General features: G+C 70.2%; 15 protein-coding genes and 1 pseudogene. 7 read left to right on the forward strand and 9 right to left on the reverse strand.

The window, feature by feature from the left end; genetic code table 11:
• Positions 1–12: 12 nt before the first annotated feature.
• Positions 13–705: a pentapeptide repeat-containing protein gene (locus ABD350_RS07825; protein ID WP_344347066.1), complete on the reverse strand. Its 693-nt coding sequence runs from the start codon at positions 703–705 to the stop codon at positions 13–15.
• 403 nt (positions 706–1108) lie between these two features.
• A complete protein-coding gene (locus ABD350_RS07830) occupies positions 1109–1792 on the reverse strand; it encodes a hypothetical protein (RefSeq protein ID WP_344347067.1) in 684 nt (227 codons plus the stop codon).
• Positions 1793–1893: 101 nt separating this feature from the next.
• Between ABD350_RS07830 and ABD350_RS07835 the strand changes: the two genes are divergently transcribed.
• A complete protein-coding gene (locus ABD350_RS07835) occupies positions 1894–2439 on the forward strand; it encodes a hypothetical protein (protein ID WP_344347068.1) in 546 nt (181 codons plus the stop codon).
• A gap of 263 nt (positions 2440–2702) precedes the next feature.
• Here ABD350_RS07835 and ABD350_RS07840 read toward each other — a convergent pair whose 3' ends face one another.
• Entirely contained in the window at positions 2703–3506 is an 804-nt protein-coding gene (locus tag ABD350_RS07840) for an SDR family NAD(P)-dependent oxidoreductase (RefSeq protein ID WP_344347069.1), read from the reverse strand.
• Between the two features lie 82 nt (positions 3507–3588).
• Between ABD350_RS07840 and ABD350_RS07845 the strand changes: the two genes are divergently transcribed.
• Complete coding sequence (locus ABD350_RS07845) at positions 3589–4176, forward strand: TetR/AcrR family transcriptional regulator (protein ID WP_344347070.1); 588 nt, start codon at positions 3589–3591, stop codon at positions 4174–4176.
• A gap of 484 nt (positions 4177–4660) precedes the next feature.
• Here the strand turns inward: ABD350_RS07845 and ABD350_RS07850 are convergent, their stop codons facing one another.
• Entirely contained in the window at positions 4661–5590 is a 930-nt protein-coding gene (locus ABD350_RS07850; RefSeq protein WP_344347071.1) for an alpha/beta fold hydrolase, read from the reverse strand.
• Positions 5591–5760: 170 nt separating this feature from the next.
• Here ABD350_RS07850 and ABD350_RS07855 point away from each other — a divergent pair, with 170 nt between their 5' ends.
• Positions 5761–6042, forward strand: a complete 282-nt coding sequence (locus tag ABD350_RS07855; RefSeq protein WP_344347072.1) for a hypothetical protein — start codon at positions 5761–5763, stop codon at positions 6040–6042.
• Here the strand turns inward: ABD350_RS07855 and ABD350_RS07860 are convergent.
• Together ABD350_RS07860 and ABD350_RS07865 are read right to left on the reverse strand one after the other, a co-directional pair.
• The gene (locus ABD350_RS07860) at positions 6029–6805 is read right to left on the reverse strand and encodes an SDR family NAD(P)-dependent oxidoreductase (RefSeq protein ID WP_344347073.1); all 777 of its coding nucleotides are present in this window, start codon (positions 6803–6805) and stop codon (positions 6029–6031) included. The two genes, ABD350_RS07855 and ABD350_RS07860, sit on opposite strands and share 14 nt — an antisense overlap.
• Positions 6700–7566 (reverse strand): SDR family NAD(P)-dependent oxidoreductase, encoded by an 867-nt coding sequence (locus ABD350_RS07865; RefSeq protein ID WP_344347074.1) that lies wholly within the window; start codon positions 7564–7566, stop codon positions 6700–6702. Before ABD350_RS07865 ends, ABD350_RS07860 begins: the two co-directional genes overlap by 106 nt.
• 191 nt (positions 7567–7757) lie before the next feature.
• Between ABD350_RS07865 and ABD350_RS07870 the strand changes: the two genes are divergently transcribed.
• Entirely contained in the window at positions 7758–8351 is a 594-nt protein-coding gene (locus ABD350_RS07870; protein WP_344347075.1) for a TetR/AcrR family transcriptional regulator, read from the forward strand.
• Here the strand turns inward: ABD350_RS07870 and ABD350_RS07875 are convergent.
• From ABD350_RS07875 to ABD350_RS07890, 3 genes are all read right to left on the reverse strand, one after another.
• Positions 8303–9142: a transposase family protein gene (locus ABD350_RS07875; RefSeq protein ID WP_344347077.1), complete on the reverse strand. Its 840-nt coding sequence runs from the start codon at positions 9140–9142 to the stop codon at positions 8303–8305. The genes ABD350_RS07870 and ABD350_RS07875 overlap by 49 nt on opposite strands.
• 114 nt (positions 9143–9256) lie before the next feature.
• Positions 9257–9481 carry a non-structural maintenance of chromosomes element 1 family protein gene (locus ABD350_RS07880; protein ID WP_344347078.1) on the reverse strand — a complete coding sequence of 75 codons (225 nt, stop codon included), beginning with the start codon at positions 9479–9481 and terminating at the stop codon, positions 9257–9259.
• Positions 9482–9938: 457 nt separating this feature from the next.
• Positions 9939–10808 carry a helix-turn-helix domain-containing protein gene (locus ABD350_RS07890; protein WP_344347079.1) on the reverse strand — a complete coding sequence of 290 codons (870 nt, stop codon included), beginning with the start codon at positions 10806–10808 and terminating at the stop codon, positions 9939–9941.
• Between the two features lie 302 nt (positions 10809–11110).
• Here ABD350_RS07890 and ABD350_RS07895 point away from each other — a divergent pair, with 302 nt between their 5' ends.
• From ABD350_RS07895 to ABD350_RS07905, 3 genes and pseudogenes are all read left to right on the forward strand, one after another.
• Complete coding sequence (locus ABD350_RS07895; protein WP_344347080.1) at positions 11111–12025, forward strand: MBL fold metallo-hydrolase; 915 nt, start codon at positions 11111–11113, stop codon at positions 12023–12025.
• A 21-nt stretch (positions 12026–12046) separates the two neighbouring features.
• Positions 12047–13537, forward strand: coding sequence for a carboxylesterase/lipase family protein (locus ABD350_RS07900; protein WP_344347081.1), 1491 nt, complete (start codon positions 12047–12049; stop codon positions 13535–13537).
• A 61-nt stretch (positions 13538–13598) separates the two neighbouring features.
• Positions 13599–14060 (forward strand): annotated as a pseudogene (locus ABD350_RS07905) (IS701 family transposase); the annotation flags it as partial.

The following is a 14060-nucleotide window of genomic DNA, read 5'->3' on the forward strand; positions in this document are numbered from 1 at the left end:
ACTGGGCGTCAGTCAACGACACACCCAGACCAACGATCCGATGATCTGAAAGAAACGGCCTAGATGCAGGACATCGGCCCCGCCCACCGACACCAAGCGCACGCCGGGTTCCTCGCCGGACAGCTCTGTCTCAGACACCAAGCTGTCTGCGGCGTTGCGGGAACGGAAGGGAGTCGATTGAGCAGCGACCACAACCGGGTACTCGAAGACAGCGTCTCTTAGGTCCAGCTCGGCGTACCGCAGACGCAGCATGGCGGTCGATGCCCACCGGGTGCGCGCACAGCTCACCTGATCTGCGGCAATCTCCAACGTCACCGGCTGCTGGAACACGGCGCCGTCCAACACCTCCCGCTGCCTGCACACCAGCGGCCCTAAGTGCGGCACCGTCTCAAACCAAACCCCGTCGAACACAGCATCTCTGGAGAAGGATGCTCCAACGAACCGGGCGTCGCCAGAGAAGGACGCCCAGTCGAACCGGGCGTCTCCGGAGAACGTCACTTCGCGGAAATTGGCGTCGCCGGAGAAGGATGCCTCGTCGAACCGGGCGGCGCCCATGCGGGGCTGACCGGTTGTGGGGTCACAAAGGGCTGTAAGTAACTGGTTCAGCAGCTCAGGGGCGAAGGGGGTGCCACGGTGGTCTGTGTCGGTGCCGGGTGACAGTGCCGCGAGGTAGGCGGTGCGGTCGGCCTCGTCCAGGTGAGCCAAGCAAGCGGTGTGGTCACCGACGTGGACTCCGCGGCAGCCGACTGGATCGGCCGCTGTGGCGCCGTGGCCGCAGTGCTGCCATGACGGCGGGGTGCTGGATGGTGGTTCGGATGTAGCAGACGTCATGCCTCAAGGACGTGTCAGTGCCATCGGCCAGTTGCGGCCTCAAACGCAGTGCGACAGATGACTGAAGAACCTGGTGCGCTACTGAAGGGCGTACTGAAATGAATCTTGCGCTACTGCAATGTTCCGTGCGGTCCGACATCCGGGTGACCTTTCCTGTCACCTCGTCCACAGGATATCGACCAACCAGCACGACCGTTCGATTCGCTGCGCGGCTGGCCCCCGGCAGGGCGACGCCGCCCCACCCACCACACACCGGGGAGAGGCGGCGTCATACAGGTCAGACCGGGGCGGCCTGCTTCGCGAGCGCGGCGAGCGGCGAGCGCCGGCCCTTCTCCACCGCGCGCAGCTGCTCCCAGTCGACTTCCGGGTGGGCGGCGGGGATCGCGTCGACGTCGGCGGACCGGTAGAGGGCGACGTCGACGGCCCCGGCCCGGCTGGTACCGAAGCGGACCTCGACCGACTGCGGAGAGCGAACCCAGCCGAGCCGGACCATCCAGTCGAAGTCCACGCGGCGCACCCCCAACCGGGCAGCCGCCTGCTCGGGCCCGAGCGGGGTGTCGGCGGCGACCAGCTCCGCCAGGTCCTCGCGCCGGCAGACCTGGTCGACCTGGTCGGGGTGGTGCAGCGTCGCGTCCGGCGTCGCGCTCAGGTCGGCCAGCAGGCCGCGGTCGACGAACCGGCGCACCACGAACGCCCTCACCTTCGCCTTCTCACCGATCACGTTGGGGGTGCCGAGCGCGGCAGCGATCCGGTCCGCCGCCGCGCCGCTGCCGATCGGCGGGGTGGGCATCGCGACCCGGATGGCGTCGGCGTCCAGAGCTTCCACGGCGGCCCGGGACCAGTGAGACGGCGGCACGTCGGGAGCGGGGACGAGGCCGGTGTGCCGGGCCCACCGGAAGGCCGCTGCCGGCACCTTCAGGCGCTTGGCCGCCTGGCCCGCGTCGTACTCAGTTCGTCGCATGAGATCACCTCTCGCTCGTTCACCGGAAGCGGCTTGCCGCATGCGCGAGGACATGGACGAGGACCTGGCCGTGACGTCGTACGCCACCGCACAGCGGCCTGGTGACCGGGCCTTCCAGTGCGACGCGACCGCCGTGTTCACGACGCCGGACGGCACCCGCACCTACGCCCTGCTCGACGGCGTCGGCGACACCCCGGCCGTCCGCTCCTGGACCCGCACCGCCGCCCGCCGCCTGGCCCGCGCGGGCCGCCGGGAGCGCGGATGCGGAGGCCGGGCTGCGCGCCGAGTACGGCCACTACGCCACCGAACCCGCCCGCACCGCCGGCCACGGTCTGCCCTGCGCGGCGGCCGTCGTCGCCGTCCACGTCCCCGGCGGCCTGTTCTCGGTCGCCTGGTCCGGCGACGCCCGCGCCTACCTCCTCCTCGACGGACACCTGCGCCTGCTGACCGAAGACCACAATGCACGCCGGGCATGCGACGGCGGGGACCGCGACTTGATCACCGCCTGCCTCGGGGAAGCCCGCAGCGACGAGGAGACCGAACGCCTCTGGGGCCACCCGGCCATCGAATATCTCCGCGGTCCCGCTCGGACGACGAGCCGCCGCAACCGCTTGCCGCCGCCTTTCCCGGGCGTCTGCGCACCGTGAGCGTGGACATCACCGAGACCGGTACGCTGCGTCCGGTACTGGATGACACGATCACCGGGTTCGGCCGCCTCGACGTCGTCGTCAACAACGCCGGCTACGCGCTGGCGGGCCCCTTCGAGTCTGACCTCGCAGGCTCGCTTGGTCCGAAAGCCCCGTCACCGTCTTGTCCACCCGCCCGATCGGCGCGTGTCGCCCTCGGAACGGCAAGGCCACAGGGACGACCGGCATGAGTTCGGGAGTCGCTACGGCCTTTCCGCCCATCGTCATGCCCCCTTGGCGGTGAGCCGGCCGATGGCCCGGATGACCTGGCGCCGGGTGGCCAGGCGTCGGGCGAGGAAGGCCATCACCCGGTTCATACGGCCTGCGATGACGCTGGGCGGCGGGTTTTTGCGGTCCAGGGCGGCCAGCGCGGTGCGGACGACGTCGACGGGTGAGGCGAGCCTGGTCCCTCCGGCGGCCTGTGGGGTTCCCACGACGCCGAAGAACTCGGTCAGGGTCGCGCCGGGGGACAGCGCCAGCACCCGCAGACCGGTGCCGCGTGACTCCTCCCACAGGGCCTCGGTGAGGCTGAGCACGAACGCCTTGGCCGCCCCGTAGAGCGCCATGCGCGGGTTGGGCTGGTAGGCGGCCATGCTCGCCACGTTGACCAGTACCCCGCGGCCCGCGGTGCGCAGTTGACCGATAAAGGCACGGCTGATGTCAGCGACCGCGGTCACGTCGACCGCGATCTCCCGGCGCAGCCGGTCCGGGTCCGCCTGATGGAAGGGGCCGAAGGTGGCGAACCCGGCGTTGTTGATCAGGCTCGTGACGTGCAGGCCGAGCCGGCCCACCTGCGCGGCCAGCGCCTGCCCGGGGTGGTCCGTGGCCAGGTCCATCTCGACCACGTGCACCTGGATCCGATGCTGTTCGCGCAGCTCGGTGGCCAGCTTCTCCAGGCGGTCCCTGCGGCGGGCGACGAGCACCAGGTCGGAGCCGCGGGCGGCGAGCTGGCGGGCGAACTCGGCACCGAGGCCCGCGCTGGCCCCGGTGATGAGAGTGGTGTGTCCGTGGTAATCGACGGCCGACATGGCGATCCTTCTTTCAGTCGCTGCCTTCCTGGCAGTTAATGCCAAGTAGGCGGTCGCTGTCCAGAGGCGTATCCTGGCGTCCATGACGACCTTGTGGGAGCGTTCGCGGCAGGTCGCCGTCCAGGCGATCCTGGATACGGCGGTACGCCTGTTCGCCGAGCAGGGCTACGAGCAGACGACGATCGCGCAGATCGCGCGGGAGGCGGGGATCTCGCAGCGCTCCCTCTTCCGTTACTTCGGAACCAAGGAGGACCTGGTCTGCGGCGACCAGGAGGCGCTGGGCGAGCTGCTGAAACGGACCGTCGAGCAGCAGCCGGCCGGGATGTCCGCCTGGGATGCCCTGCGCGCCGGCTTCGAGGTCGTCCTGACCGCCAACCACCCCCCTGAGCGTGCGCTGGAGCTGTCCCGCCTCATCTTCGAGACGCCCTCGCTGCGTGCCCGCTACATCGAGAAGCGACTGCGCTGGCAGGCCGAACTCGTCCCCGTCGTCCGGGCGCGGCTGGGCAACGGCCCCGGCCATCCGGCTCCCGACACGCAGGCCAGGGCGATCGTCGCGACGGTCTTCGCCTGTATCGACACGGCAACCGAACTCTGGGCCGGACATGACGGACGGATCGACCTGGCAGACCTCTACGACCAGTGCCTCGCCGCGGTAAGGAACCACGGCTGAGGCACGTATCCGATCTCCTCGGAGAAGACACGCTCGCACTCGGCGCGCTCCAGCGCATCGAGCTGGGACTGGATTCCTGCTGAGCGGTCCAGCAGCGGGCGTACCGATCCGTATCGGCTTCGCGGCGGCGCTTGGCGGGGCTTCCTCGACAGGCGGACCCGGCGTCCAGGTCAGTCCCGGGCCGCGGTCGTCGGGTACGGGAACGTCGAGTTCTTCGCAGAGTGCGGGGACAAGGGTAAAGCGGGCGGTGTGGCACTTCGTCGCGCATCCGCCGGTCCGGGTGCGGCACGGTCCCGGCCGGGGCTTCACACTTGTGGCATTCGTTGCGTTCCACCGCACTCGCGGCTTGATCGGGCGCACGGTCCACCAAGCAGTCTCTCAGGACCGTTGGGCACAACGCCCTGGTTGTGAGAGGTTTTCTGCGCACGGCGACCTGCCGAAACGTGATCACTCGCGGGCCGTTCGCAGAACTGGTGACGGTCCGTCAGCGGAACAGGCGGAAGAATCCAGGTACCTGCTTGACCAACGACTCCGGCTGCTTCAGTGCGGCGAAGTGGCCGCCGTGCGGCAGCTCCTCGAACCAGCGCAGGTCGGTGAACCGCAGCTCGGCCTCCCGCCTCGACGGGCGGGTTATGTCGCGCGGGTAGACCGACAGCCCGGATGGCGCGGTCACCTTGTCCCGGAAGTTGGCGAAGCTCTCCCAGTACAGGCGCGCCGACGACGTGGCCGCCGCGGTGAACCAGTAGACCGAGATCTCGTCGAGGATCGTCTGCCGCGACAACGCGTCCTCGGGATGGCCGTCGTTGTCCGTCCACGCCCAGAACTTCTCGGCGATCCAGGCCGCCTGCCCGGCCGGGGAGTCGGTGAGGCCGTAGCCGAGCGTCTGCGGCCGGGTCGCCTGGATCGCCGAGTATCCCCGGCCGGTGCGCTGCATCTCCTTCTCGGCCTCCGGATTTGCCAGCTCCGCGGGCGTCGGGTCGTTGAACGTGCCCGCCGCCACGGATCCCAGGTTCAGGTGGACGCCGGCGACCCGATCGGGCGCCACCTCGCCCAGCGCCGCGGACACCGCCGAGCCCCAGTCACCGCCCTGCGCGCCGTACCGTTCGTAACCCAGCGAGACCATCAACGTGTCCCAGGCGCGCGCGATGCGAATGATGCCCCACCCGGTCGTCGACGGCTTGTCAGTCCAGCCGTACCCGGGCAACGACGGCGCGACCACGTGGAACGCGTCCGCCGGGTCACCGCCGTGCGCGCGGGGGTCGGTCAGCGGGCCGAGGACCTCCAGGAACTCGAGCACCGAACCCGGCCACCCGTGCGTGAGCACGAGCGGGAACGCGTCCGGTTCCGGCGAGCGGACGTGCAGGAAGTGGATGCCCAGCCCGTCGATGGTGTCGCGGTGATCCTGCCCGGGCAAGGACTGTTTCTGGCGGCGGCCGTCGGGCTGATCACGGGCGGTCGCCTCGGCTACTTCCACGGCCGGCGAAGGATCCCGCTCGTCGGCACCGCTATCTTCACCACGGCCTCGCCGCCGGGCCGAGCCTGCTCATCTGGGCCCGCGCCCTCCAGGGTGTGGGAGCGGCCATCATGGTCCTGCGGATCCTGGCCACCCTTCCCATCACCTTCGAAAGGCAGAACCGCAGCACGGCTTTCGCCCTGTACGGGGCCATCATGGCGCTCGCCAACGCCCTGGGCCCGGAGGTGGGCGGCCTGCTGACCGAGGCGGACCTGTCCGGGCTGTGCTGGCGGCCGATGTGCAGGGGGTCGCGCGGGTTTCCGGCACGAACCATCTGCCCGATGCCCGCGACCTGGTCATTCATTCACGGCGTTGAGCCAGGTAGGAAGCTTGCGGGAGTCAGCGGATGGTGAGGCCTCCGTCGACGGCGAGGATGGTGCCGGTGGTCCACTGGGCCGAGGCCAGGTAGGTGGCCGCGGTGGCGATGTCTTGGGCAGTGCCCAGGCGTCCCAGGGGGTAGGAGTGCTCGATCTGCTCGTCGTGGGCGGTGCGTTCCTCTGCGGTCATGGGGGCGAGACAGGAGCGTTCGTACCGGGGAGTGCGGACGGCGCCGGGAGCGATGGCGTTGACACGGACTCCTTGGGGGCCGAGTTCGCTGGCCAGTGCCCGGGTGAGGGAGTTGAGCGCTCCGCGGGTGGCGGAGTAGGCGGCCGAATGACGGCCGGCGACCATTTTGCGGGCCCAGTAGCTGCTGATGTTGATGATGCTGCCCCGAGCGTTCACAAGGGCGGGCAGGAGTTGCCGGCTCAACAGCAGCGGCACCTGGACGTTGAGGTGCCACATGGTGTTCATCTCGTCGACCGTGGTGTCGGCAAGGGAGGCGAAGTGTGCGGTGCCGACGTTGTTGACGAGGGTGTCGACCCGGTCGGTCAGGTTTCCGACGCGCGCGGCGATCCGGGCGGGGGCGTCGGGCGCGGAGAGATCCGCGGGGATGGTGTGGACGACGGTGCCGTGCCGGCCGAGTTCCTTGGCGGCGGTCTCGAGCTTGTCGCGGTTGCGGGCGACGAGGATCAGGTCCGCTCCGTCGCGGGCGAGGGCAGCGGCGATGGCCAGGCCCAGGCCCTCGCTGCCGCCGGTGACGACGGCGAAACGGCTGGTGGTGCGGTGCTCGGGCATGTCAGATCGCCTTTGTGTGGTCGGTGGAAGCGCTCAGCGTCGCGAATCGGCGTAGTTCTTCGAGTAGGTCGCTGCGGGCGTTCGGCGATGCCGGTGACGGCGTCGCTGCCGAGAGGAAGGCGCAGCGGGGGGCTCAGCATGTCGGCGAGGACGACGAGGGTCTGGGCCATACGGGCGGGGTCGCCGGCCTGGCCTCCGACGGCGCCGACGGAGCGCGGCAGCGCTTCGTGCGCGGGGAGGTAGTCGGGGAGGGCGGCGCTGCCGGGCAGCCGGCTCGCCCAGTCGGCGCGGAAGTCGGTGCGGGCTGCTCCGGGCTCCACGATCGTCGTCCGGATGCCGAGCGGGGTGAGTTCGGTGGCCAGTGAGACGCTCAGACCTTCGAAGGCGCGCTTGCCGGCCGTGTAGGCGCTCATACCCGGGGCACCGATCTGACCCGCCAGCGAGCTGATCTGCGGCACACGGCCCGCTTTCGCCGCGCGCAGGTGGGGCAGAGCGGCGCGCAGCACATGGGCGGCGGAGAAGGAGTTCACTTCGAACTGGGCGCGCAGCTCCGCGTCGTCCAGTTCCCCGAAGGGGCCCGCCAGCGCGTAGCCGGCGTTGTTGACGACGACGTCGAGGCGGCCGAACCCGGTGATCGCGTCATCCAGTACCGAACGCAGCGTACCGGTCTCGGTGATGTCCACGCTCACGGTGCGCAGACGCCCGGGAAAGGCGGCGGCAAGCGGTTGCGGCGGCTCGTCGTCGCGCGTGTCCGCGATCACTCGCTCACCTCCGCTCAGAACCTCACTGTCCAGAGCCTGACTGACCCGCCGGACGCGCCGGTGACCAGCCACACGCGGGACCCCATGCTTCGCACCTCTCGCACGAGCCAAACAAGCGGACACATCTTGTCCGTTTCTGCGAGAGTAGAGGAAGCGGACAGAAGCTGTCCATTTATAGATAAGATGGGACGATGAACACGGAGCGGTCTGCGACGACCCAGGGGGCGGCGATGCCCGTGCGTGCCGACGCCCAGCGCAATGCCGCGCGGGTCCTCGCGGCCGCGCGTCGTGCCGTCGCCTCTACCGGGCTGGACGTGAGCTACCACGAGATCGCTCGGGAGGCCGGCGTCGGTGTGGGCACCGTCTACCGGCGCTACCCCGAACGCGACCAGCTCATGGCGGCGGTGCTGAGTGACATCCTCACCGAACTGACCGACACCGCACACCAGGCGCTGAACTGCGATGACGCCTGGGAAGGCTTCTCCTCGCTGTTCACCAGCCTGGCCCTGCGCACCGCTCAGAACGCGGGACTGTCCGGCTCCCTGGACCAGCACGGCGGGCCCGCTGTCGCCCAGCAGCGCCACGAACTCCTCGACCTCACCCGGAAGGTCATCGAACGCGCTCAAGGCCAGGGACGTCTTCGCCGGGATCTGGCCTGGCAGTCAGTGCTGCGGCTGACCGGCGCCCCAGCGGTACAGGGATGCGTGCTGGGACTCGAGCCCGACCCTGCACACGGTCACCTCGTGGTGCTGACCGTTCTTCTCGACGGCCTACGGACCGACTGACACCCGCGGCGTGCCGAAGCTCTCAGGAGCGGACGACATCGTGCCGGACGCGGTGGCGCACCGCACCGGTGCGCCCGCCGCCGGGTGCGGCCGGACGCGCGCGACCGCCAGTTGTTGAGGTGGGCGAAACCGTGTTCGACCGGTGCGCGTCCGATGGCGAGGACGCGGGTGGCGGTCTTCTGGCCAGGGGTGAGCTTGTGGGTGCGGCTGGTGTGGAAGCCGGTGACGATGACATGGGCGAGTACGTCGTTGTCCAGGCTGCGGAAGCGAGGTCCGCCAGCGCCCTGAGGCCGGCGGCGCGCGGGTGGGCCAGGACGTGCTCCTGGCGGGCGGCGGTGTTGTCGTGGGTGCGGCCGGGCCGTGGATATCCAGATCAGTCGACCCCGCTCGTCGGACAGGGCGAGGAAGTGCAGGCCGTGATGGTGGTGTTTGCCGGAGTAGTTCCGCCGGTCGGCCTTTCCGGTGCGGCGCTGGGTGGCGATGAGGGTGCCGTCGATCAGGACCACCTCCCCGCCCTGCCTGGCGACCTTCTCCAGGGCGCGGTCCAATCGCTGCGTTTGCACGGCGAGCAGGGTGATCAGCTCGTCGCGCCAGCGGCGGTCGGTGAACTCGGACGCGTTGTTGCCGCCGCCATGTCGGCCAGGCGCCGGTCGTGGCGCAGCACGGCCAGGACGATCACCGCGATCTTCCCGGGCGGCAGGATCCGCCACCTGGACCGGATCACTTTCAGGTGACGCCGTAGCGGATCGGCGAGGTGGTTGACGGTGCGCGTGGATAGCGGCAAACGGCACTGGTAGACAAACCGGCAGGTGCCCTCGGCGTGCTTCTCGGTTTTCGTCACACGATTCCAACGGCCGCCGGGGGCACCGTGGTTAGGCCCGCGCCGCTCCGGGCGGCGGGGTAGGTCACAGGCGGGTGGTGAACCGGCCGTCGGGCAGTTTGCGCAGCCAGCCGCGGTCGACGAGTCTGACCAGCTTCCCCCGCAGCGGCTCCAGCTTGGAGGCTGACGTCGATTCCCAGGGCGTCGCCGACTTGCCGCTCGCCAAATCCCCGGCCCCGGTCGGCCACACCCAGCGCGCCCAGCGGAGCGAGTGGTACTGCACCCCGGCGTGCCTCGCCGAAGCCGCCACCTGCGGTGAACTCGTCCCGGCGGCCGGACGGACCACCGGCAAGGCGTCGCCGCCGGCAAGCCAGTCAGCACGAGCACGGCCTCGCCCTGGTCGACACCGTCACCGCCTGTGCGATCCGGGCGGCGGAGCGCGCTCACGGCTTCCACGACGGCCTGTACGACTTCGCCGAGCAGGCCGGGCGTCTGTTCACCGCGGTCCTGGCGCTGGGAGACCGTGGCCTACGGGCCTCCGTGGCACCGGCTCGCTCTACTACCTCGCCCGTGGGCGGTCGTGACGTTCACCGTGCTCGTCTCGGCCATGCTGCCCGGTGTCACTGCCGGGCCGGTCGTGTCCCGTCTCGACCGGCTGCGCGGAACCGCGCCTGCGCACCCGGAGAACCGCTACCGGCACCGTCGGCTCACCAGGCGTGGTCGGAAGGCCCCTCGCACAGGACGGTGCGGGCAGAGCTGTCGGCACTTCACTCCTGACGGGCTGAGGGGACGGTCGCCCGGGTGAGCTGGCGGAGGGCGGCCTGTGACGGTGAGCCGGGCTCGGCGATGGCGAGGACGATGTGCCGTTCCTCGTCCTGTGGGGGACGCAGGCTGTGCTGCCGGACGGTGAGGCTGCCGACCAGCGGGTGGTGCATCTCGTACACCGCGGAGTCACAGGGGCTGACCCTGTGATCGGCCCACATGGCGGCGAACTCCTGACTCCTCGTGGTCAACTCGTCGACGAGCGAGGTGAGCAGCGTGTCATCGGGGTGACGGCCGGCCGTCATACGGAGGTTCTCGACGACGGCCCTTGCCTTGCTCGGCCAGTCGGCGTACAGCGCGCGGGTGCGGGGGTCGAGGAAGATCAGGCGGACCAGGTTGGGCCGGTTGCCGCGATTCGCGGGGCCGGACGGGTCGAGGTGGGAGGCGAACAGCGCGTGCCCCGTCCGGTTCCAGGCCAGGATATCACCGCGCCGCCCGCTGACGAGGGCGGGAACGTCACCGACAGCCTCCAGCAGGTCGAGGGTCGCCGCGTCGATGTGTTCGGCGGGCGGGCGGTGGACGACCGTACGCCGCTTCGCGCGGTCCGCCAGGTCGTGGAGGTGGCGCTGCTCGGCCTTGTCCAGGTGCAGTGCTCGGCCGATGGCGTCGAGGACCTCCGGTGAGGGGCCCATGGACTGGCCCTGTTCCAGACGGGTGTAGTACGAGGAACTCAGGCCGGCCAGCAGTGCCAGTTCCTCACGGCGCAAGCCGGGCACCCGGCGCCGGTCTCCGTAGTCCGGCAGCCCGACGTCCTCCGGACGTAGCTGAGCCCGCCGAGTCCGCAGGAAGTTCCCGAGTTCTCGCTGTCCGCTCATGTGGTCCAGTATGCGGGCCTCGCCGGCCGGGAACCTGACCCGGCCGGGGATAGGCACGGTCCGGTCTGGCTCGGTCGCCGTGTTGCCGCTGACATGGGTTTCGCACCGTTCACCCGTCGCGACGACGGCATCGGCGTGCGGCGCACCTCCCGTAAGGACGTTCACATGACCGGGCTCTTCGACACCGCCGCTCCGTCAGCGGCGCCTTTCCGGTAGCTGTCCGGCCCAGACCGCCGACGCGTACGGGCCGTGCCACGCCGGCCGGCCTCGTCGCCCTTGAGAAAGCGCAGGGAAAGCCACCCATGAACACCATTACCCTGGGTGACGTCACGCTCACCCGTGTCCGGGAGTACTTCGGGCCTGTGGACATGACCCCCGAGACGTTCTTCCCGGACAGCCCCGCGCAGGCATGGGAAGAACACCGCACCATGCTGGTCCCGGACTTCCTGGACGACGGCACCGGGATCATCAACGCGGCGATCCAGACCTGGCTCCTGCGCAGCGAGGGCAGGACCATCCTCGTCGACACCGGCGTGGGCAATCACAAGGAGCGCCCCTACGCCTCTGTGTGGAGCCGGATGGACACCGGATTCCTGGACAACCTCGCCCGCGCCGGAGTCCGCCCCGAGGACGTGGACATCGTGATCAACACACACCTTCACATCGATCACGTCGGCTGGAACACGTATCTCGACGGGCGTACCTGGGTGCCCACTTTTCCCAACGCCACCTACCTGATGCCGAAGGACGACTTCGACTTCTGGAACCCGGAGAACGGCCACACGAGTGTACTCGGCCGTGGCAACCAGAACGTGTTCGAGGACAGTGTCGCCCCGGTGCACCAGGCCGGCCAGACACTGCTGTGGGAGGACAGCCACCAGATCGACGCCAATCTGCGCCTGGAGTCCGCCCCGGGGCACACCCCCGGGTCCTCCGTACTGATCCTCACCTCCGGTACGGACCGCGCGGTCTTCGTCGGCGACCTGCTGCACAGCCCGGTACAGATCCTCGAACCGGACTGCAACAGCTGCTTTTGCGAGGATCCCGCGCAGGCACGCGACACCCGCCGCAAGGTCCTGGGCTGGGCGGCGGACCACCACGCCCTCGTCGTGCCGGCGCACCTGGGCGGTCACGGCGCCGCGCACGTGGTACGCGACGGCGGCAACTTCGCGATCAAGGACTGGGCTTCCTTCGTCCCCTACCCCGAACAGGGCTGAGCCCTGCGGAAAGGCACTCCGGTGAACCCTCGCACCAACCCCGTCGTCACCACGACGCGGGGACCCGTCCGCGGCCTGCGCCGGGGCGGCGTCGCCGCGTTCCTGAACATTCCCTACGCCGCCCCGCCCCGTGGCGCCGGACGGTTCGCGGCGCCCCGCCCGCACGAACCGTGGGACGGCATACGGGACGCCACGACGCCGGGGCCCAATGCTCCGCAGCCCGGACGCGAGTTCGGCCGTCTGGACATGTCCCCCTACTTCGGGGCTGGCTGGAGCCGTGGCGAGGACTACCTCACGGTCAACGTCTGGACGCCCGCCGACCCGGACGGCGACCTGCCCGTCATGGTGTTCGTCCACGGCGGTGGGTTCGTCGCCGGGTCGACGCGGTCCGCGCTGTACGACGGTTCCGCCTTCGCCCGCGACGGTGTCGTCCTCGTCACCCTCAACTACCGACTCGGCATCGCAGGGTTCCTCGACCTTCCCGGGGCACCCGCCAACCGCGGGCTGCTCGACGTCGTGGCCGCGCTGCGCTGGGTACGGGACAACATCGCCGCCTTCGGCGGTGCCCCGCACAACGTCACCCTGTTCGGCCAGTCGGCGGGAGCGACCGTCGTCGGGGGCGTCCTGGCCACTCCCGAGGCCACGGGACTGTTCCACCGGGCGATCGTCCAGAGCGGCAACGGCCTGGGCGCGTTCACGCCCGAGCAGGCCGCCCGCGTCACCGGGGCGGCGGCCCGGACCCTGGGCGTCGAACCGCACGTCGACGCCTTCGCGGAGATCCCGGACGCCCGCCTGGTGGAAGCGGCCTCCGCGCTCGCCGGCACGGACCTGCGGACGGCCACCCACCGCGATCCGCTGGTCGGGCTCAGCCCTTTCAGCCTGGTCCTGGACACCCAGCCCGCGCAATCCGTCGCGGCGGGCCCAGGCACCGACGTCGGCCTGCTCGTCGGGACCAACACGGAGGAGGGAAACCTCTACCTGGTCCCCTCGGACGCCTACCGCACCTCGACCCGTGCGGACGTCGATGCCCTCGCGGCACGTGTGCATCCCGATCCGGTCCGGCTCGTGGACACGTACCGCAGGACCCGCCCGAGGGCGGCCTTCGGCGAACTGCGGTCGGCCATCATGGGCGACGCCCTGTTCGGCGCGGGCAGCCGGGCCCTGGCCGACGCACACACCGACCGGTCCGGTGGCGCCACCTACGCGTACGAGTTCGCGTGGCGCTCCCACGCCCTGGACGGACAACTGGGTGCCACCCACGCGGTGGAGCTCCCCTTCGTCTTCGATCTCACGCACCTGTCCCGGCTGCACGGTGCCCATGCCCTGCTCGGCCCCGACAGACCGCCCGCCGGTCTCGCCCCCCGTGTGCACGAGACATGGATCCGGTTCGCCAGGACCGGCGATCCCGGCTGGGACCCGTACGACACCGTGCGCCGGGCCACCATGCGTATCGACGCCGACTGGACGCAGACCGACGACCCTCGCGGCCGGGAACGCCGGGCATGGACCTGACCGGGCACGCCCATAGTGCGACGCGTTCTCCTTCACGAGGCGAGCTGTCCGCACCGGGCGAGTGCGACAGCCATGGGGTCGTGACGGGAGCCGTTCCCTCCAGAGCGCCGACGGACCGCGCGAACCAGACGGCTGGCAGCTCGCCGGGTACGCAGGTCACCGCGGGCCAGCGGGCTTCCAGCATCTGCTGAACGGTGCAGTCTGGGACGCCGATGCGATCCGGGACGACGTGCAGCAGTACGTCGCCGAGTGCCTCGGCACCCCGGACGGGGTCCTGATCCTGGACGACACCGGCTTCCTCAAGAAAGGGCAGCACCTCCGCTGGGGTGCAGAGGCAGTACTCGGGCACGGCCGGACGGACGGAAAACTGCCAGATCGCAGTCTTCGCCGCCTACGTTTCAGCCAAGGGCAGAGCACTGGTGGACCGGGAGCTGTATCTGCCGAAGTCCTGGACCCCAAACGCGGACCGGTGCCGGGCGGCGAAGGTCCCTGACACCCGCGTCTTTGCAACCAAGAACAAGCT

It is taken from the genome of Streptomyces nogalater, assembly GCF_039532885.1.
In the GTDB taxonomy this organism is placed as follows: Bacteria; Actinomycetota; Actinomycetes; order Streptomycetales; family Streptomycetaceae; genus Streptomyces; species Streptomyces nogalater.